Source organism: Pseudonocardia sp. MH-G8 (genome assembly GCF_002262885.1).
Classification (GTDB): Bacteria; Actinomycetota; Actinomycetes; order Mycobacteriales; family Pseudonocardiaceae; genus Pseudonocardia.
Genome location: NZ_NKYF01000022.1, coordinates 102872 through 126551 on the forward strand (window position 1 = coordinate 102872; position 23680 = coordinate 126551).

The 23680-nt window shown below is 71.0% G+C and carries 23 protein-coding genes and 1 tRNA gene; 10 read left to right on the plus strand and 14 right to left on the minus strand.

All coding sequences use genetic code 11. The features are described 5' to 3' along the window. Positions 1-951: a ParA family protein gene (locus CFP66_RS34175; RefSeq protein ID WP_094929529.1), complete on the plus strand. Its 951-nt coding sequence runs from the start codon at positions 1-3 to the stop codon at positions 949-951. 209 nt (positions 952-1160) lie between these two features. Beyond that, the gene (locus tag CFP66_RS48140; RefSeq protein WP_158228317.1) at positions 1161-1550 is read left to right on the plus strand and encodes a PadR family transcriptional regulator; all 390 of its coding nucleotides are present in this window, start codon (positions 1161-1163) and stop codon (positions 1548-1550) included. Between the two features lie 123 nt (positions 1551-1673). On the opposite strand, the gene CFP66_RS34185 is transcribed toward CFP66_RS48140, so the two are convergent. From CFP66_RS34185 to CFP66_RS34195, 3 genes are all read right to left on the minus strand, one after another. Further along, positions 1674-3035 (minus strand): hypothetical protein, encoded by a 1362-nt coding sequence (locus tag CFP66_RS34185; protein ID WP_198961846.1) that lies wholly within the window; start codon positions 3033-3035, stop codon positions 1674-1676. A 16-nt stretch (positions 3036-3051) separates the two neighbouring features. Further along, entirely contained in the window at positions 3052-4878 is a 1827-nt protein-coding gene (locus CFP66_RS34190) for a S8 family peptidase (protein WP_094929468.1), read from the minus strand. Between the two features lie 80 nt (positions 4879-4958). Further along, positions 4959-6572 (minus strand): caspase family protein, encoded by a 1614-nt coding sequence (locus tag CFP66_RS34195; RefSeq protein ID WP_198961847.1) that lies wholly within the window; start codon positions 6570-6572, stop codon positions 4959-4961. A 581-nt stretch (positions 6573-7153) separates the two neighbouring features. Here CFP66_RS34195 and CFP66_RS34200 point away from each other — a divergent pair. After that, positions 7154-7228: transfer RNA gene (locus CFP66_RS34200), tRNA-Ile, on the plus strand. An 88-nt stretch (positions 7229-7316) separates the two neighbouring features. Here the strand turns inward: CFP66_RS34200 and CFP66_RS34205 are convergent. Further along, positions 7317-7508 (minus strand): helix-turn-helix domain-containing protein, encoded by a 192-nt coding sequence (locus CFP66_RS34205; protein ID WP_094929470.1) that lies wholly within the window; start codon positions 7506-7508, stop codon positions 7317-7319. A gap of 113 nt (positions 7509-7621) precedes the next feature. Between CFP66_RS34205 and CFP66_RS48145 the strand changes: the two genes are divergently transcribed. Beyond that, positions 7622-7831: a hypothetical protein gene (locus tag CFP66_RS48145; protein ID WP_094929471.1), complete on the plus strand. Its 210-nt coding sequence runs from the start codon at positions 7622-7624 to the stop codon at positions 7829-7831. A gap of 446 nt (positions 7832-8277) precedes the next feature. Here CFP66_RS48145 and CFP66_RS34215 read toward each other — a convergent pair whose 3' ends face one another. Next, positions 8278-8562 (minus strand): hypothetical protein, encoded by a 285-nt coding sequence (locus tag CFP66_RS34215; protein ID WP_094929472.1) that lies wholly within the window; start codon positions 8560-8562, stop codon positions 8278-8280. 278 nt (positions 8563-8840) lie between these two features. Here CFP66_RS34215 and CFP66_RS34220 point away from each other — a divergent pair, with 278 nt between their 5' ends. After that, positions 8841-9026 (plus strand): helix-turn-helix domain-containing protein, encoded by a 186-nt coding sequence (locus tag CFP66_RS34220; RefSeq protein ID WP_233159948.1) that lies wholly within the window; start codon positions 8841-8843, stop codon positions 9024-9026. A gap of 627 nt (positions 9027-9653) precedes the next feature. Here CFP66_RS34220 and CFP66_RS34230 read toward each other — a convergent pair. After that, positions 9654-10817, minus strand: a complete 1164-nt coding sequence (locus CFP66_RS34230; protein WP_094929475.1) for an epoxide hydrolase family protein — start codon at positions 10815-10817, stop codon at positions 9654-9656. 101 nt (positions 10818-10918) lie between these two features. On the opposite strand from CFP66_RS34230, the gene CFP66_RS34235 reads away from it, so the two are divergent. Next, complete coding sequence (locus CFP66_RS34235) at positions 10919-11518, plus strand: TetR/AcrR family transcriptional regulator (protein WP_094929476.1); 600 nt, start codon at positions 10919-10921, stop codon at positions 11516-11518. A gap of 353 nt (positions 11519-11871) precedes the next feature. Here CFP66_RS34235 and CFP66_RS34240 read toward each other — a convergent pair whose 3' ends face one another. After that, entirely contained in the window at positions 11872-12624 is a 753-nt protein-coding gene (locus CFP66_RS34240; protein WP_094929531.1) for an SDR family NAD(P)-dependent oxidoreductase, read from the minus strand. 138 nt (positions 12625-12762) lie between these two features. Here CFP66_RS34240 and CFP66_RS34245 point away from each other — a divergent pair, with 138 nt between their 5' ends. Continuing rightward, positions 12763-13602 (plus strand): helix-turn-helix transcriptional regulator, encoded by an 840-nt coding sequence (locus CFP66_RS34245; RefSeq protein ID WP_094929477.1) that lies wholly within the window; start codon positions 12763-12765, stop codon positions 13600-13602. Positions 13603-13877: 275 nt separating this feature from the next. Here CFP66_RS34245 and CFP66_RS34250 read toward each other — a convergent pair whose 3' ends face one another. Further along, complete coding sequence (locus tag CFP66_RS34250; protein WP_143517455.1) at positions 13878-14165, minus strand: hypothetical protein; 288 nt, start codon at positions 14163-14165, stop codon at positions 13878-13880. 99 nt (positions 14166-14264) lie between these two features. On the opposite strand from CFP66_RS34250, the gene CFP66_RS34255 reads away from it, so the two are divergent. The 3 genes from CFP66_RS34255 (at position 14265) to CFP66_RS34265 (ending at position 15455) form a co-directional block, all read left to right on the plus strand. Then, positions 14265-14453: an AlpA family transcriptional regulator gene (locus CFP66_RS34255; RefSeq protein WP_094929479.1), complete on the plus strand. Its 189-nt coding sequence runs from the start codon at positions 14265-14267 to the stop codon at positions 14451-14453. Positions 14454-14595: 142 nt separating this feature from the next. Continuing rightward, on the plus strand, positions 14596-14847 hold the full coding sequence (locus CFP66_RS34260) for a hypothetical protein (RefSeq protein ID WP_094929480.1): 252 nt from the start codon (positions 14596-14598) through the stop codon (positions 14845-14847). A 29-nt stretch (positions 14848-14876) separates the two neighbouring features. Continuing rightward, a complete protein-coding gene (locus CFP66_RS34265) occupies positions 14877-15455 on the plus strand; it encodes a dihydrofolate reductase family protein (protein ID WP_158228318.1) in 579 nt (192 codons plus the stop codon). A 75-nt stretch (positions 15456-15530) separates the two neighbouring features. Here CFP66_RS34265 and CFP66_RS34270 read toward each other — a convergent pair whose 3' ends face one another. The 6 genes from CFP66_RS34270 to CFP66_RS34295 form a co-directional block, all read right to left on the minus strand. Beyond that, a complete protein-coding gene (locus CFP66_RS34270) occupies positions 15531-17816 on the minus strand; it encodes a tetratricopeptide repeat protein (protein ID WP_094929482.1) in 2286 nt (761 codons plus the stop codon). Continuing rightward, positions 17813-19594 carry an HSP90 family protein gene (locus tag CFP66_RS34275; RefSeq protein WP_094929483.1) on the minus strand — a complete coding sequence of 594 codons (1782 nt, stop codon included), beginning with the start codon at positions 19592-19594 and terminating at the stop codon, positions 17813-17815. The genes CFP66_RS34270 and CFP66_RS34275 overlap by 4 nt, the downstream gene beginning before the upstream one ends. A 239-nt stretch (positions 19595-19833) precedes the next feature. Further along, positions 19834-21186, minus strand: coding sequence for an NtaA/DmoA family FMN-dependent monooxygenase (locus tag CFP66_RS34280; RefSeq protein WP_094929484.1), 1353 nt, complete (start codon positions 21184-21186; stop codon positions 19834-19836). 13 nt (positions 21187-21199) lie between these two features. Further along, complete coding sequence (locus CFP66_RS34285) at positions 21200-22024, minus strand: ABC transporter ATP-binding protein (protein ID WP_094929485.1); 825 nt, start codon at positions 22022-22024, stop codon at positions 21200-21202. After that, positions 22014-22838: an ABC transporter ATP-binding protein gene (locus CFP66_RS34290; RefSeq protein WP_094929486.1), complete on the minus strand. Its 825-nt coding sequence runs from the start codon at positions 22836-22838 to the stop codon at positions 22014-22016. The genes CFP66_RS34285 and CFP66_RS34290 overlap by 11 nt, the downstream gene beginning before the upstream one ends. Then, a complete protein-coding gene (locus tag CFP66_RS34295) occupies positions 22835-23677 on the minus strand; it encodes an ABC transporter permease (RefSeq protein WP_094929487.1) in 843 nt (280 codons plus the stop codon). Before CFP66_RS34295 ends, CFP66_RS34290 begins: the two co-directional genes overlap by 4 nt. Positions 23678-23680 lie beyond the last annotated feature (3 nt).

Below are 23680 nucleotides of genomic sequence, written 5' to 3' on the forward strand. Positions count from 1 at the left end.
ATGGTCGAGCGCTCGGAGGACCAGGAGCGCGATTTCGCGTTGGGTCGGGTCATCGCGATCGTCAACGACAAGGGAGGCGTCGGGAAGACCTCGATCGCCGCGAACCTCGGTGGCCAGTTCGCGGGCGCCGGTTACCGGTGCCTCCTGATCGACCTCAACCGGCAGGCGAACCTGGCCGACGATCTCGGCTACCGCGGCTCGGACGACGACGACCAGGGCGCGGGGCTGCTGGGCAGCGTGCTCGCCGGCACGCCGCTCACCCCGGCCCGGGAGGTGCGTCCGCAGCTGGACGTGGTGTGCGGGGGAGCGCGGCTCGAGGATCTGACGCCCGTGATGGTCTCGCGCCTGCAGCACCGCGGGCGCAGGGCGTTCCGGGTGCTCGGGGATGTGCTCGCGCCGATCGCCACCGACTACGAGGTCGTGTTCATCGACTGTCCGCCGGAGTCGACGATCCTGTCCGACCTGGCGCTGGCCGCGGCCCGCTGGGTGCTGATGCCCACGAAGTCGGACGTCGGTGGTCTGGTGGGCATGGGCCTCGTCGCGGAGCGGTTCGCCCTGGCGCAGGAGATCAACCCGCGGCTGGGCCTGCTCGGGGTGGTCCTCTTCGCGACCGGCTCGCGCTCCCGCGCGATCCACGGCGAGGCGCGGGCGGCGATCGACGGGGCGTTCGGGGGCGACTCGCCGCGCTTCCACACGACGATCCGGCACGCGGAGCGCACCGCCCAGGACGCCCGCCGTCTCGGCAAGCTCGCCCACGAGCTCGAGGTCGAGGCGGCGGCGCAACCGGCGTGGTGGGAGGCGCTGCGACTGGACATCCGGACGCCCCGGGTCTCGGCCACGGCCGCGAGCGTCGCGGGCGACTACCGCGCCCTGGGCGTGGAGGTGCTCACCGCGTTGCAGACGGCCGAGGAATCCGAGCGCGCCGACGCGCCCGGCGGCGCGCCGGCATGATCTCGAGGCGTTCGGGCGACGGCCGGCGGACCACCACCGTTGACCTCTCGTCCGTCTTCGGTGCCGCAGCAGCGACGTCGCTGCACCGCGGTTCGCGTCGGCGCGGCAGGAGGAATGCCCGGGGGCTCCCGGAACCGACTTCCGACGCCGACGATCGGGCCGCCGGGTCCGTTGATGGGAAGTCGCAGATCTCGGAGGACGACGTGCACGTGCCACACAGCCGAAGTGCCCCGGCCCGCTCGGCGGCGCGGACCCCGATCAGCCCCGTTCGGACGCCGCGGCGCCCGGTGGAGGTCCGCGACCGCCGGCACGTCGACCTGCTCCTGCTCGCGACGGCGGCGACGGGCCCGGCGAACGGACGCGAGTTGGTCGACCGCGTCCGCGAGCGGAGCGGCGGCCTCTTCACGCTGCCGCTCCCCGTCGTCACCCACCAGTTGCACCGGCTCACGACCAACCGGCTGGTGCAGGTCACGGGGGACCGCGGCGCGCAGCGTCGGTACTCCCTGACCCCGCTCGGGGAGCGCGTCCTCGCGACACGACGCCGCGAGTGGGAGGCGTTCGCCCGCGGATCGACCGGGGTGCTCGACGCGGCCGAGTGACGCGCCCAGACGCCGACGACGGGCTGCTGCCCATGATCGCCCATTGAGTGCACCTACTGCTGGTGGCACAGCAGTGAGTGCACGCGAACGGCGATCAAGGCCGCCGGCCCGCCGGGCCACGGCTCACTGGTCGGCGACGAGACCCGCGGCGCAGAGCACGATCCACGCGAGCTCGGGATGGACGATGTCGGAGTGCGCGCCCGACGGTGGCCGGCCGTGCCGCACGACCCGGGCGGCGTCGATGCTGGTGAGAGCGCCCGCGGCGAAGGTGTACGGCGCCGCCGGAGCGAGCATCGCGGTGCGGTTCGGGTGCGGCTTGTGCCCGTCGAACCCGATGGCGCCCCACCGCTCCCGCAGCGACTCGACCATCGTCGCGTCCTGCCCCGCGGGCAGCGACGCCAGCGGGTAGAAGGTGCCGAGCGCGCCGTCGAAGCGTGAGTGGCAGGCGATCACCGGCCCTGCCACGCGGGCCTGCGCGCCCCGCAGCGCACCGGACCGGCCGGGGTCGTGGGGCAGCGCGTCGGCGAACGCGAACTGCGAGAACGCCCCTTGCAGCAGGACGACGGACCGCACCTGTTGCGGTGGCCGGAGCCCGCGCAGCGCGTAGGACACCAGCCTGGCCCCGAAGCTGTGGCCCACGAGGTCGACCTGCAGGCCCACCTCGAGCAGTTCGGCGACGAACGGGCCCAGCCCCCGCTCGCCGACCACGCCTGCCCGGTTGCGCATCTGCCAGTAGGTGGCCTGGCGCGCCAGCTCCTGGGTGCCGTGCCAGAGCCGCCCGATGTCCTCGGCGAGCCCGGCGGGCCCGCCGTGACCGGAGGTGGTCACACCGAGCTGCTCCAGCTCCTGCAGGTAGCTCCGCGCGACCTCGCGGGCCTTCCGGTCGGGGCCTGCGACGGCGGGGACGGCGCCCGCCCCGTCGCCGTCGTCGGCCGACGGCGCCTCGGGCGCGCCCCGCAGCAGCCCGGAGACGAGGTCGTGGGCGCGCTGCAGCCCCGCCTCGCCGAGCGGGCGGATCCGCAGCAGCTCGACGAGCTCGTCGGCGGCGGCCGGCTCGGCGTCGGGGAAGGCCCCGCGGATCACAGCAGCTGTCGCGGCACTCGGCCGGGGCGGCGGGGCGAACGCCGGCGGTGGGCTCCCGATGCCCGCCGCGCCACCGCGGTCGAGGTCGGGCAGGAGGCCGGCGTCGAAGTCCGGCTCCGGCTCGTCCTCCCACCGCGTCGACGGCCACCGCACGCCGAGCAGCCCGAGCGTGCGACCCGGCCGGGTGCGTCCCGCGAGGAGCGGCGGGAACAGGCCGAAGAAGCGCTCGTACAGCCGCCGGGCCGTGGCGGTGTCGTTGTTCCAGCCGTGCGCGAGCACCACGACGTCGGTGACGCCCTCGGCCAGGAGGCCGGCGACGGCGGCGTGGGCGGCGGTGCGGTCGACGTCGCCGTGGGCGTCGAACGGGACCTCCCGGAACGGCAGGCCGGCGATGCGATCCATGTCCTCGTTCCCCTCTCTAGACCGACTGCAGGGCGCGCATCAGGTCGACCAGGCCCGCGCCCTCGAAGTAGCGCTCCCGCCCCAGCGCGGTGGCCGTGCGGCAGAAGATGGTCTTCACCCGCTCCGGTTGGCCGACGAACTCGGGGCGGACGGAGAGGAATGCCGCGACGGCCCCCGACACGTGCGGGGCCGCCATGCTGGTGCCGCTCTCCTCGACGTAGAGCGCCACGTGCGGGGGCCGCCCGCCGGCCATCCGCGCCGCGGCCGTCGCACCCGCGGCGCACGAGGCGATCCGCTCGCCGGGGGCGACCAGGTCGGGTTTCGCCCTGCCGTCGCCGGTGGGTCCCTTGGACGAGAAGTACGACACCCCGTACGTGTGCGGCCGGTCCCGGTGCGTCGCCCCCACCGTGATCGCCCGCTCGGCGTTGCCGGGGTCGTTGATCGTCATCCCGATCCCGGTGTTCGTCTGCCGGACGAACGCGCTGAGGCGCCCGTACCCGGTGTTGCCCGCGGCGACGACCACGACGACGCCCGTGCGCACCAGGCGGTCGACCTCCCGGCACAGCGGGCTCTGGCCGCAGGCGAACCACTTCGGGTCGAACTCGTAGCCGATGCTGATGTTGACGCCGTGGATGCGCATGAGGCGGTCGCTCGCCGCGTTGACCCGGCGCACGTACCGCAGCGCGGCGATCACGCGGCTGGACTCCGCGTCCTCCTCGGGCGGTAGCGCCTTGAGGCTCACCAGGCGCGCCCGCGGCGCGATGCCGGCGAGGAGCTCGCGGTCGAACGTCCGCTGCGCCACCGTGCCAGGGGCGCCCTGCTCGGCGTCGGCGAACTGGTCGCGCAGCACCTCGACCCGCACAGCGCTGTCGACCGGCGGCGCGGTGCCGGCGATGATGCCGGCGACGTGTGTGCCGTGCCCCCGCTCGTCGACGAGCGCCGAGCCTGCGGTCTCGGGGCCGGGCTCGAGCGAGACCGTGAAGTCGCGGTGCATGTCGCGGACGTCCTCGTGGTCGACCGTGAGGCCGTGCTGGAAGTGCGGGTGGGTGCGGTCGATTCCGGAGTCGACCACCGCCCACACCACGCCGTCCCCGAGCGCGCTGAACGCCCGGCGGGCGGCGTCCGCCTTGACCGCGCGGCAGGACGAGTCGATCAGCGGTTGCACCGGGAAGTCCGGCCACACCCGGTGGATCGCGCGCTCGCGCAGCGTCGGTGCCCCCGCCGCGTCCCGCTGCAGCAGCGCGCGCACGTCGTTCATCGACAGGCGCATCGCCACCAGGTCCTCGGTGAGCGGGTCCACCCGTCCCGGGCCAGCGCCGACGACCTCGCGCAGCCTGCCCAGCGCCTCCACCACCCCGCCCGGGTACCGCACGTTCAGCTCCACCAGCACCGGGATGACCGCGGCGTCGTCGACGGGCAGGCCCATGCGGGCCCGTTCGTCGGGGTCGAGGAGCGGTTCGGCCATGACGCTGGGCCGCACCAGCGTCCGGTCCTCGGGCTGCTTCGTGACGGTGGCCCGCTCGCCCGGCGCGGCGATCCGCTCCTGCGCCTCCTGGGCCACGGACCGCCCGGCCGCGGTGAGCTCCCAGCGCCGGCTGTCGACCCGGACCCATTGCGCGGCGATCAGTCGGCGCAGTGCCACGTAGAGGCGGCGGACCCAGATTTCGGGGCGTGCGCCAGCCTCCTCCTCGAGCTCTGTCTCCTCGAGGTCCTCCACGGTGAGGTCCAGCCGGGTGTCCTGCCGGATGCCGTCCACGACCTCGGGCTGGCTCGCGGAGCCGTCGCGGGCGAGCAGGGTGACGAGGATGTAGTCACCGAGGCGGTAGACCGGGGTGAGCGCCATCGCGTCGACCTCCCCTCCTCACGACGGCCGCGCGGCGGCTCCGCCGCGACGAGCGCGGCGGAGCCGTTCGGATCGCTCGGTCACATCCGGGCGGCTTCCAGCACCTGCTTGCTGAACGACGCGACGACCTCCCGGGCCAGCGGTCCACCCGCAACGGCGTCACCGAGGGACCGCACCGGCATGGCGGCGGCCATGGCCGGCGCCTTCGTCAGCGTGCTGTAGATCTGCGTCCCGATCTCGAGGGCCACCGGGATGAGGTCCATCCAGCCCTTGGCGTCCGGGTCGTCGAGGCTGGGCATCCGGGTCCCGTTGTCGGATTCGACGAAACCCTCCTTGGTGGCCGCGTTCAGCACCTGGCTCCCGAGGTTGAGGACGATCGGGATGAGGTCCAGCCAGCCCTTCGTGGATTCCGCCGAGATGTCCTTGGGTAGCGCCACCTGCTTGCTCGGCGGCAGCGCGCCCTCCTTGCTGAGCGCGTCGTACACCTGGGCGCCGAGGCTGATCGCGAGTGGGATGAACTGCAACCACTTCTCGTTGCCGGTCGCGTCCCGGGTGGCCACGAGCTTCTGCCCGGACGCGTTCTCGATCTGGTAGCCCTCCTTCGACAGTGCGTCCACGACCTGCAGTCCGAGGTCGACGACGATGGGGATGAACTCCAACCACTTCTCCTGGGCACCGTTGGTGCTCTGCGGCATTCCCTTCTCCTTCCAGATGTTGTCGAACGAGAGTCCGAGCCGGTCCATCCAGGTGCTCCCGGAAGGCTGGGCCGGTGCCTGCTGCGGCAGCGGCGCCGCGCCGGCGACCGGTGCCGCGACGGTGAGGGGACGCTGCCTCTGGAACGGCAGCGAGGCGGTTCCGGCCACGAAGAAGTTCGGTGACTGGGTGGGGGGCAGCAGCGCTGCGATCGCGTCCCGGAACGCCGGGTGGTCGCCGGTGAAGCCGTCTTGCCACACCTGCAGCAGCTTCTCGGTGAACAGCCCGTTGACCGAACCGTCCAGCGACACCTGGTTGTCCTGACACCCGCTGATCAGGATCACGGACGCCTTCGCCGTGACGTCCTTGGCGCGCGGGATGCCGTCGTAGAACGCCTGGTTGTCCAGGTAGACCTGCGCCTGCGTCAGGAACGGCAGTTCCTTCGTCACCGGCTGGGGGACGTCCAGGCCGCCGAGGTCGCGCGCGAGCACGGGCAGCGCGTTCAGCGTGGCCCGGCGCGTGCTGTCGTAGAGGGAGCCGTCGAAGTCCTTGATCACCGTGCCGCTGTGGCAGCTGTCGGAGAGGACGAAGATCCGCACGCCCGCCGCGAACTCCGACCAGAGCAGGTTCAGCTCGTCGTCGAGCAACTGCCGGTCGTAGAGCACCCACGTCTCGTTCTTGGCGTCGACCTCCACCCCGCTCGGATCCGGCACCTGCCCGCCGTGCCCGGAGTAGGTGAGGAAGAGCAGGTCCTCGCCCTGCAGGCGGGCAGCCGCCGCCCGGATCGCCCCCGCCACCGCGCCCGCCGTCGCCGCGGGGGAGAGCAGCATGGTCGAGGCGGACATGTCGAACCCGGCCGCCTCAGCCAGCCCGCGCATCGACCGCGCATCGTTCTCGCAGCCGCGCAACGTGAGCGGCGATCCGTAGACCCCCGGATCCACGTTGTTGATCCCGACCTGAATGGAAATACCTCGCGCCATGCCGTCCTCCAGTCTCTCCACAACCCGGATGACAGGCCGACACCGATCGAAGGCGCGACGGCCCGCCGAAATGCACGTGCGACACCCGGCACCGATATGTGCCGGCGGAGTCAGATATGCGGTTCCGGGGTCACAGCGAGTCCGCGAACCGGTACCGCCCGATCGAGGCGACGGACAGAGTCGCGCAGGAACGGTCTCGCCGTCTGCCCGCCACCCGGGCGACTCACGTTGAGCGCAACAGAGCGCGCCGACGCTGGGCGCTGCGGCTCCGATTGTCACCGTCCGACACCGGAAAGCGCTTAATGGCGCTCCGGGATGACGTGTGCGTATTCGACAGCGACGCGGGAGAATACCGGTGACCGAAATTCTCGGAGGTACGCACTTGTGCGTAGGCCGAGCGGCGGCCGGACGGCTGTGCCACGAGATCGGGTCACCGGTGGCCGCGGCCGGCCCCGAACGGCCCATCGCGCCCACGCACCGTCAACCGCCACGGCCGGCGGCGGGAGAGCCACGGTCCCTGGTCAGTCGCCCGGACGAGCGTGACGTCGATCTCCTGCGTCGGTCCCGACGGCGGTCGGGCGCGGTAGTCTCGCCTGTCCCCGGGGGCGGTAGCTCAGCTGGTCAGAGCAGCGGACTCATAATCCGTCAGGTCGAGGGTTCGAACCCCTCTCGCCCCACACATTCCCGCTGGTCAGGACCGCTTTTCCGGTCCGCCAGTGGATCAAGGAAGATCGTTTCCCTCTCAGATCCCCTCCAGCGGCGGGATTACTCGTCGCGCTCGCGCAACTCCCGCATCTGGCGCCGGAGGTCTTCCAGGCTCCAGCGCAGGTGTCCCGTCGGCAGCGTCAGCGTCGGCCGCAGGAGCCCGTCCCGGGCGTAGCGCGCGAGCGTGCCGCGGGAGATGCCGAGGTGCTCCGCCGCCTGCGCGGTGGTGAGCAGCTTCTCCGGGCGGTCCACTCCCTGACGGTATGTGCGCCAACCAGCACGAACGGCCCTGGCAGCACGTTCGGTACATCTGGACCGCTTGGACGTATTAGAGCAGTTGTCCGTTTCGGAGTACCGTCCGGCCCGTGGCACAGGGGAGCTGGGCGGAGTTCGTGTTGGAGCTGGCGACGCGGCGGGACGTGATCGAGCGGCTCATGGCGGACCACCGCCCGAACGCCGCCGGGTTGTGCGTCAAGTGCACGACGCCGGGGCGGGGGACGCCGAGAGCGGCGTGGCCGTGCTCGTTGTGGACGCTCGCCGACTCGGCGCGGCATGCGCGGGCGGAGCGGAGCTAGCCGCCGGGCGCGGCGTGTCGGTTCCCGCGCCTGCGGGCAACGGTCCGTACGGTGGGCATCGCAGCGCAAGTTCCTAGCTGCTGGCTAGCGAGACGTCGAGATCGCACCCACCAGTCGGGTCCGAGCCGCCTGGCCCGATCCTCGCCGTTCCACCCTTCGCTAGGCACCCCAAGGCATGGCACGGAAGTGCGCGCGCTCTCGGACGGCGTGCGGGACCCGTCCGTCTTCTTTGCCATGGGAGTGACCGCACATGAACCTGTCCGACTGGCGCGTTGTCGCCGTCGTCTTGACCTTCCTGCTCGCGCTCGTTCTGGTGCTGACCGGGAACGCCGCGATGCTTCCGGACCTGGCACGCGAGGTTCGCCCGTAGACGTGCGAGAGCCCCGGTGACCGTCCGAGGAGACGGGCCGGGGCTTTCGTGGGCGTACGGAGCAGATCAGGCTGCGCTACTCGTCGTCCTGCTCTTCGAGCTGGGACAGCAGCTTCGCCTTCTGCTCAGGAGTGAGCGTCTCGATCTTCTCCTGCAACTGGCGCGTCGATGGGTCGAGATCGCGGAGCATCTGGCGCAGGTTGGCGTCGGTAGACGTTCCCGAACGGACGTTGATGTGGATGCCGTTGTTCGGCAGGTCCGGGTCGGCGCCAACGATGTGGATCCGGCCGTCATCCCACAGCCAGGCCTTCGCGAGGAAGGTCGCGCTCGGGTGTTTCGTGCGGGGGTTGAACGTAGCCATGACGTTCTCTCTCGCTCTCTGGTAGGCGCCGGTTGGCGCGGAGCCCGGTACCGCCGGGTCGGTGGTTCGTCTGAGCAGTCGCACGGCTCGGCGCGCTTGTTACTTAGCGCTACGGCGCCGCTCTGCGAGGTTGATGACCTCTCCCCCCTCTCGGGGGGCGGGGGCGGTCGGCCGGGCGAGCGGGACGGCCTTGCCGTCCTCCTCGTCGATGTAGTCCGCGTAGATCGTCAGCGTCGTCACGTAGCTCTCGTGCTGGGAAGCCCTCTAACGTGCCGGAGGTGTCCGAAGAGTTCCTGACGACCGCTGAGGTCGCGCGGCGCCTACGGCTGTCCAGGAAAACCGTGTACCGCTACGTCCGCGACGGGAAGATCCGGCCGGACCACACACTGCCGGGCGGCGAGCACCGGTTTGTGCTCGATCAGGTTCTAGAGCAGCTCCGATCCCTGCGGCCCAAAGACGGCTGAGCCTGCCGGGCCGGATCCAGGAAATCGGCCACCGCGCAGAACCCGGGGAGAGTCGTTCCTAGCGCCGGCTGTGGCTCCCGCACGGTCATCGGCGCCCGAGGCTGAAGGCGCCGGTGCCCGACCCGCCGTCGGCGCCCGACACCGCCCGCCTTCTCGATGCCGCGTTCGAGATGGACGACGACTGGGGAACGCTGGTGTGGGTCGTCATGACGACAGGCATCCGGCGCGGCGGGGTGTGCGCTCTCCGGTGGCGGCATGTCGATCTCGACGGCGAGACGATCGAGATCCTTCGCGCCGACACCCTGCACGGGGTGTCGGCGTCGAGACGGGCACCAAGACCCACCAGATGTGCCTCTGTCTTCAGCGGTCTGCGATCGACCGAACCACACATCGTCCACGCGACACGGGTCGCCGATAGCCTCGCGGAAACGCACGGGTGGTCGTCAAGGCTGCGCTATGACGTCTGCCGCGGCCTGATCATCGCCCTGGGTTGCCGGCCGCCGGACGAACCCGTTCGACACTCCGAGTTGGTTACCGCTGACCGCCACTTTCCGTGTCAAGCGCCGAGCACGTCGCGGCAGTGCGCTCCGCGAGGCTGAACTGCTGCACGACGATCGCGCGTTGGCGTCAGGAACGAAGGGTGCGCAGGCCGGTGCGGATTTCGCTGACCAGGATCTCGGGCTGTTCCAAGGCCGCGAAGTGCCCGCCCTTGTCGGCCTCGCCGTAGTGGATCAGATTGCTGTAAGTGTCTTCGATCCAGCTTCGTGGCAGGCGTGGGATGTCCCTCGGGAAGACGGTCACCGCGACCGGAAGCGTCAGCTTCGGGCCGGCGAGAGTGCCCGATTTGTTCTCCCAGTAGATGCGGCCGGACGATGCTGCGCTGTTGGTGAACCAGTAGAGGGATATCGCGTCGAGCATGTCGTCCATGCTGAGGGTGTCCTCGGCGAGCCCGTGGTTGTCGGTCTTGGACTGGAACTTCTCGTAGATCCAGACTGCCTGACCAGCGGGAGAGTCCGCCAGGGCGAATCCGACAGTCTCCGGCTTCGTGCCCTGAAGGTGGTTCGACCCACCGAGATCGCCGGTGTAGAGGGCGAGGGTCTCCACGGCGTAGCGCTGTTCGGGCGACAAGGTGTCGGGTATCTGTGCGGGAAAGGCGTACTGGGTGTTCAGGTGAATTCCGAGAAGCCCATCAGGTTGCATGGCCCCGAGGGCGGTGGTGACGACGGCACCCCAATCGCCGCCTTGCGCGGCCCATCTCGTGTAGCCGAGACGCTTCATCAGTTCCACCCACGCGCTTGCGATGCGCGATACAGTCCACCCGGTTTCCGTGGGTTTCTGGGAGAACCCAAATCCGGGGAGTGACGGGACGACGACGTCGAATGAGTCGGCGGCATCTCCTCCGAACGATACCGGATCGGTCAGCGGGCCGATCAGCTTCAGGAACTCGACGATCGAACCCGGCCATCCGTGCGTGAGTATCAGTGGCATCGCGTTGGGATTCTTGGACCTGACGTGGATGAAGTGGATGTCCAGCCCATCGATCTCGGTCAGGAATTGGGGGAAGCGATTGAGCTCGGACTCGAAGCGCCGCCAGTCGTAGTCGTGCTCCCAGTAGTCGACCAGGGATCTGGCGTTCTCTACGCGAACCCCTTGCGACCAGTCGCCCACCGTTTCCGGATCCGGCCATCGAGTTCTGGCCAGTCGCTGCTTCACGTCGCCGATCTCCGAATCCGAGATCGAGACGGTGAACGGGCGGACGAGGGTCGAGGTCGGCGGCGTCGGTGCGGTCATCGCGTCTTCTCTTCTCCGGGGCGTCGAAGCACAGTGCAACCCACCGTTGCACACCGGTGTGCAGTCTACTTCGTTGCACACCAGTGTGCAACCATGGTGTCGTGCCCACCGAGTCCTCCCGTGTGCGCTCGATGAACGAGACACGCGATCGCATCCTCGACGTCGCCCTCGATGTGCTGGGAGAGAAACCTGACGCCGGAATGGGTGACATCGCCTCCGCTGCCGGCGTCGTCCGTCGCACGGTCTATGGCCATTTCCCGACGCGCCTCGACCTGGTTCGGACACTCACGGAACGAGCCGTCACCGAGGTGACAGCCGTGCTCACCGAGGTCAACGCCTCTGACGCAGAAGCGGACGCGACGTGGGTCGAGTTCATCGCCCGCGTCTGGCCGGTGGCTCACCGGTACCGAGTGCTGTTGGCGCTGCGCCGTGGCGAGTACGGCGAGGCGATCCACGGCCTGCTCGGGCCAGTCGATGACCTCCTCGCCGACCTCGTGAAACGGGGCCAGGACAGCGACGTGTTCGCACAGCACCTGCCGGCCGGCATTCTGAGCCAGGTTGCCTACGGCGTCGTGTTCGCCATCGCGGACAGCGACCTGTCGAGCGAGACACTCGGCGCCCGAGCAGCGACGATCACCAGCTTGCTGATGCTGGGAGTCCCCGAGACGCGCGCAATCGCTCTTGTGGGCGACCAGCCCTGACTCGCAGCACTCGGAGACGTTCACCGATCCGCAGAGACCGGCAGCGACTCTTGCCGCCTCGCTCACACCCGCAAGAAACGAACCAACCCGCAGTGATCGCGAGCTGGTCCGACCAGTGGGGCCAGATCAGGGCCGCCCTGCCCGGCAACGTGATCACCGGGTGGGGCCTCCAGTGACCGCCATGGTGGGGCCACCGCAGAGCCCGTGGTCGAGACCGCACCCGCACCCCTCACTGTTCCTCGACACGCCGTCGAACCCGTCGCCTGGACCGAACGCGACCACCGGCCCACGTTCCGCATCCGACCCAATGCTCGAACACGAAAAGAAGACCCTCAGCAAGCACGATCGGCGGTTCAGACCTGTCCGTATCCGCCATCGGCCTGGTAGTCGGCGCCGTTGACGTGGGAAGCGGCGTCCGAGGCGACGAAAGCGATGACCGCGGCGACCTCCTCCGCGGTGCCGGCCCGGGTCATCGGCGTCCCGGCTCCCATCCTCGAGAAGAACGCCTTCCGCGCCTCGTCGCCCGGGGCGAGCTGCGCGATGCCGGGCGTGTCCGTCGGGCCTGGACTCACCACGTTCACCCGGATCCCCCGCGGGCTGAGCTCCAGAGCCCACGTACGGGCCAGCGCACGGACCCCGGCCTTGGACGCTGCGTAGACGCTCTGCCCGCGCGACGCCTTGTGCGCGGCCATCGACCCGACGAGCACCACGGCACCCCCGTCGACCAGCAACGGCAGCGCCTTCTGGACTGTCATGATCGTCCCAGCCACGTTGACGCCGAACACGGTGTCGATGATCTCCGTGGTGATCGAGCCCAGCGGGGCGGGCACGATCGCCGCCGCGTTGGCGATGAGCACGTCCAACCGGCCACTGCGCTCCTGGACCTGCGTGAAGAGCCGGTCGAGATCGTCGACGGAGGCCGAGTCGGCCTGGACACCGATGACGTCACCGGGGATGTCCGCCGCCGCCGCCTTCACGCGATCCCCGTCCCGGCCCGTGATGTAGACGGCGCCGCCGCGTGCGGCGATCTTCCGTGCCGTGGCGTGGCCGATACCGGCGCTGCCGCCCGTCACGACCGCGATCTTGCAGTCGAATGTGTCGCTCATCGAGATCTTCGTCCGTTCATGCTCGGAAATCACCAGCGATCCGAGCATGAGCCTCTTCCGATACCGGTGCTGAGAGCCTGGTCATACCGGTACTGACACCACCCGGCTACCGGCTGCCGGCTCCGGCACGATGGTGGCGTGACAGTCACCGCACACGGTAGGGAACTCGGGTCGTTCCTGCGGTCACGACGCGAACGGATCACACCTGCCCAGGTCGGCATCCCGCCCGGCACCCGGCGGCGCACCCCGGGGCTCCGCCGCGAGGAGGTCGCCCAGCTCGCCGGGGTCGGCATCACCTGGTACACCTGGCTCGAACAGGGCCGGCCGATCAACGCCAGCGGACAGGTACTCGCCGCGGTGGCGCGGACCCTGCGCCTGACCGACGCCGAACGCGACCACCTCTACCGCCTGGCGGGGGTCCCCCAGCCCTTGGCCGGCGTGGAACCCGCGCTCGACATCCCGGATGAGCTCCACGCCATTGTGCGGGCCCTGGACCCGCTGCCGGCGGTTCTGGTCAACGCCCGCACGGACGTCCTGGGCTGGAACCGGTCGTACGGTGCCCTGCACCATCACCTGGTCAGCGCGCCGGCCGCCGAACGGAACACCATCTGGTACCTGTTCACGGCGCTGCAGGAGCACAGCCGCATCCTCAACCGCGACGAACAGGCACCGGAGGTCGTGGCCGGCTTCCGCTACAGCTACAGCCAGCACCTCAACGATCCGCAATGGCGCGATTTCGTCGCCCGCCTGCGCGACGCGAGCCCACTGTTGGCCCGCTTGTGGGACACCGAAGACGTGGCCCCACCCCGTCTGTGCGACAAGCACTACGGCTTCCCGGAGATCGGGGAAATTCGTATCCGCTCCACCGGCATGGCCCTTGTCGACCACCCCGGCATCCGGATCGTCGTCCACACCCCCGCCGACGATTGCAGCCGTGAACGCATCGATCGCGTCCTCCGTCGAGCGGCGGCCCGATGAGTGCCCGTCGATCGTGAAAGGCTGGGTCAGCGCATCGATGAGCCCTCGATCCACAACTACGCCGATCAATCGCAACGAGCTTCAGGTGGGTCGACCGTGTTCGATCAGGGATGGTCCAGCCCTCTGGAGCAGCCACGAGGCGGAGCGGTTCTGCCGGAATTCCCGAGGACCCGGTCACCAGGTGGCCAGGATGAGCACATCGGTGACAATCGCGATGTCAACCGCGAGGAGCGCGATCGCCAGCGCGTGCCCATCGCGCCTCGTGGCTCACGTGCTCACGGCTCGCGGACCCAGCGGCAGCGAGAACCTCGGTAGTGGGTGCCCCGGTGTGGCCGATTCACGGCTTCCCGGACGTACCACCAGGCGTCCGCCTCTGTGTCGGCCCACCCGTGGGAGCTCTTCCCGTCGCCGGCGACCACGGCCCAGCGGTACCGGCCGGTGCGCTCGTTGAAGTTGACGCTGCCGCGTTGCTGAGACTCGATCATGAGTCGCGCCTCCGCTTCGTCTGCCGCCTCGCCCATGGCCATGCCGCCATCCCTTGTCACCGTGATCCAGAACGCCACCTGGTCATAGTAGGTCAAACCTGGACATCTGCGGAACTACCTGCGACTACCTGGACAGACCCGGCCGAACACGGTCCGCACTGACCTAACGTCGCGGGCGTGCCGCCCGCCGAGTACCTGACGACCCCGGAGCTGGCGCGTGCGCTGCGGCTCTCGGAGAAGTCGATCCGGCGGTACCACCAGGACGGGAAGATCACGCCTGCCTACACGACCCCTGGCGGGCAACACCGGTGGCTACTCGATGACGTCCTTGCTCAGCTACGGGAGTTCCGCCCCAACGCGGACTGAGCCGTAGCAGCCTCACCAGGGTGCTTCCCCCGGCCGCTCGCAAGCGGGAGGGGAGCGTGTACCGCTTGCAGGGCGTCGATCCGTCGCAACAGGTCCTCGACAACTCCGACGACATCGACGCGCCGTCGCCGAGCTGCGCCGCATGGACACCGTCGGAACACCGATCACCTTCGACATCGTCGCCCACGAGGCCGGAGAGATCGAGCGCCTGCGAGCACGCGAGCGTCCCGCGCCCGACTCGGCCGTTCCGGATCGGCAGCGCGCCACCGTCGCCTCCCCGCGGCGCCGCCTGGGATCGGCCACCGAACGCATCCGGCACCTCGACGCCGACAACCAACGGTTCCGCGCCATGCTCGCCGAAGCCCTCGGCGGGCGCCGACCGCTGGAGCGATGATTTCGCGCGCTTCGCGCCGTCTGCTCTCGTTGAGCAGACCACCCGACCTGGAGGCCGATCAGATGGGCAAGATCGTGACGGGGCTCTTCACCTCGCTGGACGGCATCGTGGACGCCGACGACGACTGGCAGTTCCCCTACTTCGACGAGGAGCTCTTCGCGCGCGTCCTGGCCGGTTGGCGCAGTGCCGCCACGCTGCTGCTGGGCCGGCACTCCTACGAGGGCTACGAACGACTGCGCGTCGAGCACCCCGACTCACCGATGCTCGCCTTCCTGGACGCGACACCGACCTGCGTCGTGTCCTCGACACTCACCCACGCCCGGCGTGACGGCGTGACGATCATCGGTGGCGATCCTGAGCGGATCGCGCAGCTTCGGGCCGAGAGCGAGGGGAACGTCCTGGTGCTGGGCAGCCCCACGCTCGTGCGGTGGCTGCTGGCGAACGACCTCCTGGACGAACTCAACGTGACCGTGCTGCCGATCGTCGTCGGCGAGGGTCCTCGGCTGTTCGACGACATGCCCACCCAACGCCTGGCGCTCCGACTCACCGGGTCCGAGGCGCTCCGCAGCGGAGCGCTGGAGCTGCAGTACGCCCCCACCACCCGATGATCTCGAACCCCACGCCCACGCGCTGCCCAGTACGCGGCCGCAGCCGGTTCGTGGCCGGGATGTCGTCAGGGGCGGTCACGGCCCGATCCGGCCGGCCGTGGGCGACGCCGCCATAGCGCGACCGACCCGATCGGTCTGTGCCAGCACGTAGGCCCGCAGGTCCGTGTCGTCCCGTTCACGGGCGCCACGGCCCAGGATCTCCAGCTCCTCCAGGGCGCTTTCGGGGTCGCCCAGCCGCTGGTAGCACTCGACGAGCAGCTTGCGGTTCCGGTCGGCCATCGACGGGGTGTCGAGGTTTCCGCGTTCCCGCAGCGTGTCGAGCCAGGCGGCGTTGATGTCGGCGGCGTCGACCGCCTCGTCGAGGCGATCGGCGGCGAAGTAGGCCTGGGCGAGCCAGAACCAGTGCTCGGCGGGCACCCCGCCGGGGCGTTCCTCGGCGACCAACTGCTCGAAGCCGGGCAGCGCGTCCGCTACCCGGCCGTTCGCGATGAAGCCCCGTGCCTGCGCGTAGCCGAAACACACCCGCACCCAGCGCGGCGTGTTCGGAGGGAGCTGGGCGATCTGCGCGTCGATCTCCCGGTCGTAGGCGGCGGTGCTGCCCGCGTCGACGTGAGCCGTCTCGATGATGTCGAACGCCCGAACCGCGCTGTCCAGCCAGCCCGCGGCGAACGAGGCGTCGCGCAGCGTCGTGGCGAGCGCGACGACCTGCTGGAGCGGCTTCTTCTTATGGCGCAACGCCCGCTGCACCTGCTGGTGCGCGATCTTCGCGACGGTGTGGGGATCGCCGGAGTTGGCGGCGTGGTTGGCGGCGCGGGCCAGCGCCTTATCGGCCGCACGCTGATTCGAACGCATCACCACGAGGGCGAGTGCGAGCTCGCCGAGGGCGATTCCCCGCTGGTCGCCCAGCTTGTGCAGGTTCTTGCACATCGTGGTGACGAGCCCCTTGGCCGTGTCCTCCTGGCCGGAGGGGCCGTCGGTCAGCCACACCGCGACGTCGCAGAGGCAGAGCATCATGCCGAGCATGTCGTCCGCGGCCTTGTACTGCCCGGCCGCCTCGTGCAGAGCGGCTCCCGCTTCCGGGCTGTCGTCCATCATCGCCAGCAGGTGGGCGCGGCGGGGAGCCAGGTGCGGCGGCGGCTGCCCGAGCGCCCGGAGGTGGTCGCGGGCCACCGCAGGCTGCTCACGGTGGAAATGCCACTCGGCCCGCGTCAACAGGTCCTCGGCCGGCAGGCCTGCGGGAATCGGGAGGTGGATCCGGAAGGCCACGCTACCCACCCGGACCCGCCCGACCGGCTGCGAGGCGAGCCGGACGCGCACCTGATCGCCCTGGGCGGTGGCGCCGTTGCGGGCGTCGAACTGCGCCGCGAGATCCAGCGCGATGCCGCGCATCCGCTCGAGCAGCTGGGCCGCGGTGACGTGCTCGTCCTGGTCCTGCTTGCTCCAGCGGACGGGCTCGTCGCCGCGGCCCGCCTGGACCATCTGCTGCATCAGCACGGCCACGGAGGTGGCGAAGCCCATCCGCCCGGTCGGCCGGTTCAGGGTGTCGAAGCCCCACATCATCGCGCTGACCTTTTCGAGACCCGCGTCGAGGTTCCCGGTGAGCGCGCAGAACTCGATGAGCTTGCCGCTGTACTCGAAGCGGTACACGCCACGGAAGATGTTCCGCTGGGCCCGCCGGAACGCCTGCCGGGCCTCCGCGTGCCTGCCCAGCCGCGCCAAGGGGAGCAACATGTCGATCCACACCGGCACCGGGGGCACGCCGAAGGTTCGCGCGCCGGCCAGCACCGGGGCGGCCACCACGTATGCCGCCGCGTCGGCGCCGCGGTCGGTGAGCCGGTCGACTTGAAGGGCGAAGTCCCACAGATCCGGTCCTGGACCGCCCGCGGCCATCCACTGCCGGAAGTAGTGCTCTTCCTGCTGCCAGTCCGCGGCGATGTGTGCCACGGAGCGGCGGGTCTCGTACACCTCACGCAGGTTCTGGCCCGCCGCCTGGTAACGCTGTTCGACGTCGTCGAGCGCCGCGTAGATCTGGGGCAGGCTGATGGCGGGGAACTCGGCCATCGTCTGGATGATCCAGCAGTACCAGGAGCGCAGCGACGCCTCTTCGCCCGGGCTGAACTCCCGCTTTTGGGCGTCGTGCTCGGACAGGCAGCGGGAGAACAGGGGGAACGCCTTGTCCCACTGCCGGCCCACGCAGTACGCGCTCGCCAGGGCACGCCGGGCGGCGAACGCGATCCGGGAGAAGCCTCCGGCGTCGGCGTGGCGGACGACGTCCTCGAGCTGCGCCTGCTGCGCCTCGTACGAGTCCGTCGCCTGCGCTGCCGCCAACGCGGCCCACAGCTGCGGTTCGTTCTGGGTCATGCACCTTCTCCCGGCCGTATGGTCCAATCCAGCAGCCCGAGGAGGGCCTGGTTGAGCACCGCGCTGTCCTCGGCGTGCAGCGGGTGTTGTCCTTGCAGCAGTGCCTGCCCGTACAGCGCCTGCACGCCCAGGCCGGCCAGGTTCGCATCCGGCAGCTCGGTGATGCGGCGGACCACCGGGTTGGCCAGGTTCAGCACCAGCTGGGGCCGGTCGTCGGCCGGGTGGGGGCCGTCGACGTTGGCCAGCACCCCGGACCAGAGATCGCCCGCCGACTCGCGCGCCGCGGACATCTCGCCCGCGTGCACCGCGGCCCGGCTCACCAGGTACAGCGCGGGAACCCCGGGCGGGTCGAAGGTGCGTGGGAGCACCGCGCACCGCTGCCGGCCGAGCAGGTTCTCGGCGAGGGCGACGAAGGGCCGCAGCCGTTGCGCGGTGACCGGATCCGGCGGTGCGAAGCTCGTGGTCAGGTCGGCCGGCTCGAGGTGCTGCACCCGTACCGCCGGGTCCAGCCGCGGCACCCGCTTCATGATCTCGATGTCGTAGGTGTAGCCGCCGTTGACCAGCCCGATGCCCTGGGCGGCGGCCACCGCGGCCAGCTCGCGGAACTCGGCGGCGGTCACGGTGTAGCGGATCGTCGGATTCGTCCGGCGGAACTCGGCGAGGGTCCGTGGCCCGAGGTTGGTCTCCATGTGCCACCAGCGGTCGACCACGCCGAGCATCGCGTCGTCGTGCACGGCCAGCGCCTTCACCCCGAGGTGGTGCACCTGCAGGAACTGCTGCAACCGCTGCGGCTGCGTTGCCGACAGGGCCACCAGCCAGTCCCGTAGCTGCGCGCCGATGGCATCGCGGGTGTCGGCGAGCAGGTCGTCGTCGTAGAGCGACTCCCGGCTGGCGGTGGGCCGGAGCTCACTGGTGTCGACCACGCACCGCACGAAGAACGCCCACTCCGGCAAGAGGTCCTGCACGTTCTGGCCGAGCAGCATCCGGCGCAGGTACACCCGGTGACCGCCGCGCTCCGTCGGGTTGACGGCCACCGGCAGCACGAACGCCACCCCGGACAGGCCGGCCTGTGGCACCCGCAGGTCGATCGCGTCGAACGGGGTGAACCCGAACAGGCTCTCCCCGTAGGCGCGCAGCGCGGCGGTCCGGTCGTGCGGGGTCCCGTACGGGCGTTGCCACGGCAGTTCGTCCTCGCTCACCACCTGCCCGTTCACGGTGACCGGCACCGGCAGCAGGCCCCCGAACGCGGTGGCGAGCTCGGTGACGACGGGCGCACCCAGCCAGTACTCCATCCCGCGGCGCGGAGCCAGGGTCACCGTCGTGCCGGGCTGCGGACGCTCGTTGTCCGCGGGCGTCACCGTGTAGTGGCCGTCGGCGAACCCGGTCCACACGACGGTCGGCCCGCCCTTCGCCGACCGGGTGGTGACACGCACCTGGTCGGCCACCAGGAAGCAGGACAGCAGCCCGATGCCGAACTGGCCCAGGAACTCGTGCCTGGCGAACCCGAAGTCGTCGCGCTTGGAGCTGCGCCCGATCGTGGCGAGCAGCTCGTGCACCTCGTCCTCGGTCAGCCCGATCCCGCTGTCGTGCACCTCCAGCACCTCGCCCGCGACGACGGCGACGGCCGCTGGGGCATCCGGATCGACCAGCCGACGAGCGGCGATGGCGTCGACGGCGTTCTGCAGCAGCTCCCGCACGTAGACGCGGGGGCCGGTGTAGAGGTGACGGCTGAGGAGGTCCACGACGCCGCGCAGATCAACTTGAAACGTGTGCTCCACCAACAGTCCTTCCGGCCTCCTCCGGGCGACCGATCATGTCACGCAGCTCCCCGCTGCCGGACCGAGCATGTCGCGGACGGTTCGTGGAACAAGATTCCGTTGTTGTCCTCTCTGCGGAACTGACGCCGGGCCGGGTGGTGGCCGGTCACAGCCGCCGATGGGCGGATGCGACCGGTGCGAACCTCGGGGCACGGTGACCCGGCGCCGTTCGACACGGTGTGCGGCTCGGTCGCTCGGGGCTACTGCCCGGCGATCGTCGCCGGTTGCGTGCGGGCGGCCGTGTGGCGGTTCTGCGGGATCGGGAGGCCGAGGTTGCCGCGCAGCGTCTCGGCGTCGTACTCGCTGCGCACGAGCCCGCGGGTGCGCAGCACCGGCAGCACCTCATCGGCGAACCGCTCCACGTCCTCCAGCGTGCGGAAGCCCAGGTTGAGCCCGTCGAAGGAGCGCGCCCGGAACCAGGTCTCGATCGAGTCGGCCACCGTCGCCGGGGTACCGGTGAACGGCGAGGGGGTGAAGGTCGTGAACGCCTCGACGGTCTGGCGCAGGGTCAGGCCCTCCTCCCGGGCCCGAGCGACGATGTCGGCGCCGCGGGTGCGGCCGCCGCGCTCGGCGAGCGTCTCGACGTCGGGAAACGGTGCGTCCAGGTCGTACTGCGAGAAGTCGTGGGCGCCGAAGGCGCGGCCGAACTGCCCGAGCTTGCGGTCGAAGTCGTTGTCGGCCTCGTAGACCTCCCGCGCGATCCGGTGCGCCTCGGCGTCGGTCGCGCCGATCACCGGGGCGGCGCCGAGGAAGATCAGTAGGTGGTCCGGGTTGCGGCCGGCGGCCACGGTGCGCGCCTTGACGTCGGCGTAGTAGGCCGATGTCGCCTCGAGCGTGCCGGGTGGGGCGTAGATCCCCTCCGCGACGGCCGCGGCGAGCGTGCGCCCCTCCTCGGAGACGCCGGCCTGGAAGATCACCGGCTGCCCCTGCGGGGAGCGGGAGATGTTGAGCGGGCCCGCTACCGCGAAGTGCTCGCCGCGGTGATCCAGGGCGTGCAGCTTGGCCGGGTCGAGGAACACCCCGCGCTCGACGTCGGCCGGGAACGCGTCGTCCTCGTAGGAGTCCCACAGCCCGCGCACGACCTCGACGTGCTCGTGCGCGCGGCCGTAGCGGGTGGCGTAGTCGAGGTGCTCGTCCAGGCCGTAGTTGCGCGACGTGCCGGTGTCGAAGCTCGTGACGACGTTCCAGCCGGCGCGGCCGCGGCTGATGTGGTCGAGCGAGGCGAACCGGCGTGCGACGTTGAACGGCGAGTTGTAGGTCGTGCTGAGCGTGCCGACCAGGCTGAGGTGGCGGGTGTGCGTGGCGACGGCCGACAGCAGCGTGAGCGGTTCGAGCCGGTTGAGGTAGTGGGGCGGGTAGGTGGGGTCGATGAACTGGCTGTCGACGATGAACAGGAGGTCGAACCTCGCGGCCTCGGCGGCCTTCGCCTGCGCGATGTACCAGTCGATGTCGGTGCTCGCGTCCTTCGCGACGCGCGGGTCCTTCCACAGGCCGTGCTGGCCGGGTCCGCCGACGCCGTAGAGGCGCAGGCCGAGCTTGAGCTGACGAGTCATCCGGGTCTCTCCTTCAGCCGACGGTGAGCAGCTGCCGGCGCAGTTCGGCGCGCGTCTCGCGATCCACCGCGCCGGCGGCGAGGGTGGGCGCCGAGCCGACGAGCAGCCGGGTGTACGGGTGCTGCGGGTCGTTGACGATCGAGCGGGTGGGCGCGGTCTCCACGACCGCGCCTCGGTGCAGGACCGCGACGCGGTCGCTGACGCCCGCGACCGAGCCGAGGTCGTGGGAGATGAACACGAGTGCCGTGCCGGTCTCCCGCAGTTCGGTGAGGACCTCCAGCACCCGCACCCGGTTCGCCGCGTCGAGCGCGCTCACCGGCTCGTCGAGCACCACGAGCTGCGGGTCGGTGACCAGCGCGCGGGCGACGGCGACGCGCTGGCGCTGCCCGCCGGACAGCTCCGCGGGGTAGCGGTCGGCGAGGTCGGCGGCGAGGTGCACCCGCTCCAGCTGGGCGCGAGCGGCGGCGTCCGCGTCGGCCCGGGAGCGGCCCTGCAGCTGCAGCGGTTCGGCGACGGACGTGCCCACGGGCAGGTGCGGATCGAGGCTGCGCAGCGGGTCCTGGAAGACGTACTGCACGACGCCGCGGCGACGGAACGCACGCCACTGCCGCCTGCCGAACGCGGTGACCTCCTCCCCGGCGATCGTCACGGTCCCGGTGGCGGGTGCCACCAGCCCGACGACGGCGCGTGCGAGCGTCGACTTGCCGGAGCCGGTCTCGCCGATCACACCGACGGTCTCGCCGCGGCCGACGGTCAGGTCGGCGCCGGTGAGCGCGGTCGTGCGCCCGTAGCGGACGCCGAGCCCGGTCACCTGCAGGACGGTCTGCTCAGCCGGCATGTTCGAGCTCCGGGGCGAGGTAGCGGTCGAGGCCGTAGCGGTTGTGCTCGTCGATGAGCAGCCGCGTGTAGGGGTGCCGGGGCGCGCGCAGGACGGCGTCGGTGGCGCCCCGCTCGACGACCTCGCCGTCGCGCAGCACCACCACCTCCTCGCACAGTTGCGCGACGACGGCGAGGTCGTGCGACACGACGACGAGCGCGAGCCCGATCCGCTCCCGCAGGTCGGCGAGCAGGTCGAGGATCTCGGCCTGCACGGTGACGTCCAGGGCGGTGGTGGCCTCGTCGGCGATGAGGACCTGCGGGTCGAGCGCGATCGCGGCGGCGATCACGACGCGCTGCAGCATGCCGCCGGACAGCTCGTGCGGGTACTGCCGCGACACGCGCTCCGGGTCGCGCAGGTGCACCGCGGTGAGCAGCCGCAGCGCTTCGGCCCTCGCCGCGCGGCGCCCGAGCCGCCTGCCCACCCGCAGGACCTCGGCGACCTGCGACCCGATCCGCAACGACGGGTTGAGGAACGCGCCCGGGTCCTGGAAGACCGCGCCGATCCCGCGGCCGCGCAGCTCCCGCCACCGGGGTTCGGTCAGCGTCGCGGTGTCGCGGCCCAGCAGCGTGACGCGCCCGCCCGTCATCTCCAGCGGCGCGGGCAGGATGCCGAGCGCCGTGCGGCAGGTCAGCGTCTTGCCGCTGCCGGACTCGCCGACGATGCCGAGCGCGCCGCCGGCCGGCACGTCGAACGAGACGCCGCGCACGAGCTCGCTGCCCGACCGCGGGTCGTGGACGTGCAGGTCGTGCACGGAGAGCACGGAATCGGTCATCGGGTGCCAGCCCCTTTCGCGTGTGCGCGGCCGGCCGCGCCCTCGGTGTCGCGGAGCGCGTCGGCCAGCAGGTTGAAGGCCCACACGGTCAGCATGATCAGGACGGTGGGGATGAGCGGTGCGTACGGCCGGAAGGCGAGGTAGCCCAGGTCGGAGGCGAGCACACCGCCCCAGGTCGGCGCCGGCTGCTGCACTCCGATCCCGAGGAACGTGAGGCTGGAGACGACCACGAAGCCCGCGGCCATCGTGTTGGCGAGCGCGATCGCGACCGGCGGGAGCACCTGCGTGACGACGTGCCGGCGCACGATCCACCCCGTCGACGCGCCCGCGAGCACTGCCGCCTCCACGTACTGCGACCGCGAGACGCCGAGCGCCGCCGCCCGGGCCACCCGGTAGAACACCGGCGACACGAGCACGCCGACCGTGGTCATCGCCTGCACGACCCCGTTGCCGAGCAGGGCCGTGACGGCCACGGCGAACACCAGGAACGGCAGCGCGATCAGCGTGTCGACGAGCCGCAGGGTGAGCCACTCGAACCCGCGGCCCAGGTACACCGACAGCAGCCCGGGCACGGCGCCGACGACGAGCGCGATCAACGCCACGAGCACGGCCCCGAACACGCTCGCCGGGGCGCCGGCGAGGATGCGCGACAGCACGTCGCGGCCCAGGTAGTCGGTGCCGAGCCAGTGCGCGGCCGACGGCGCGGCGAGCGCGGCGTCGGTGCCCTCCAGGGGGTCGTACGGGGCGAGGACGGGGCCGAGCAGGGCGAGGACCAGGACGCCGGTGAGGATGGCGGCCGCGATCCGGCCGGTGGGCAGCGCCAGTACGGAGCGCAGCATGCG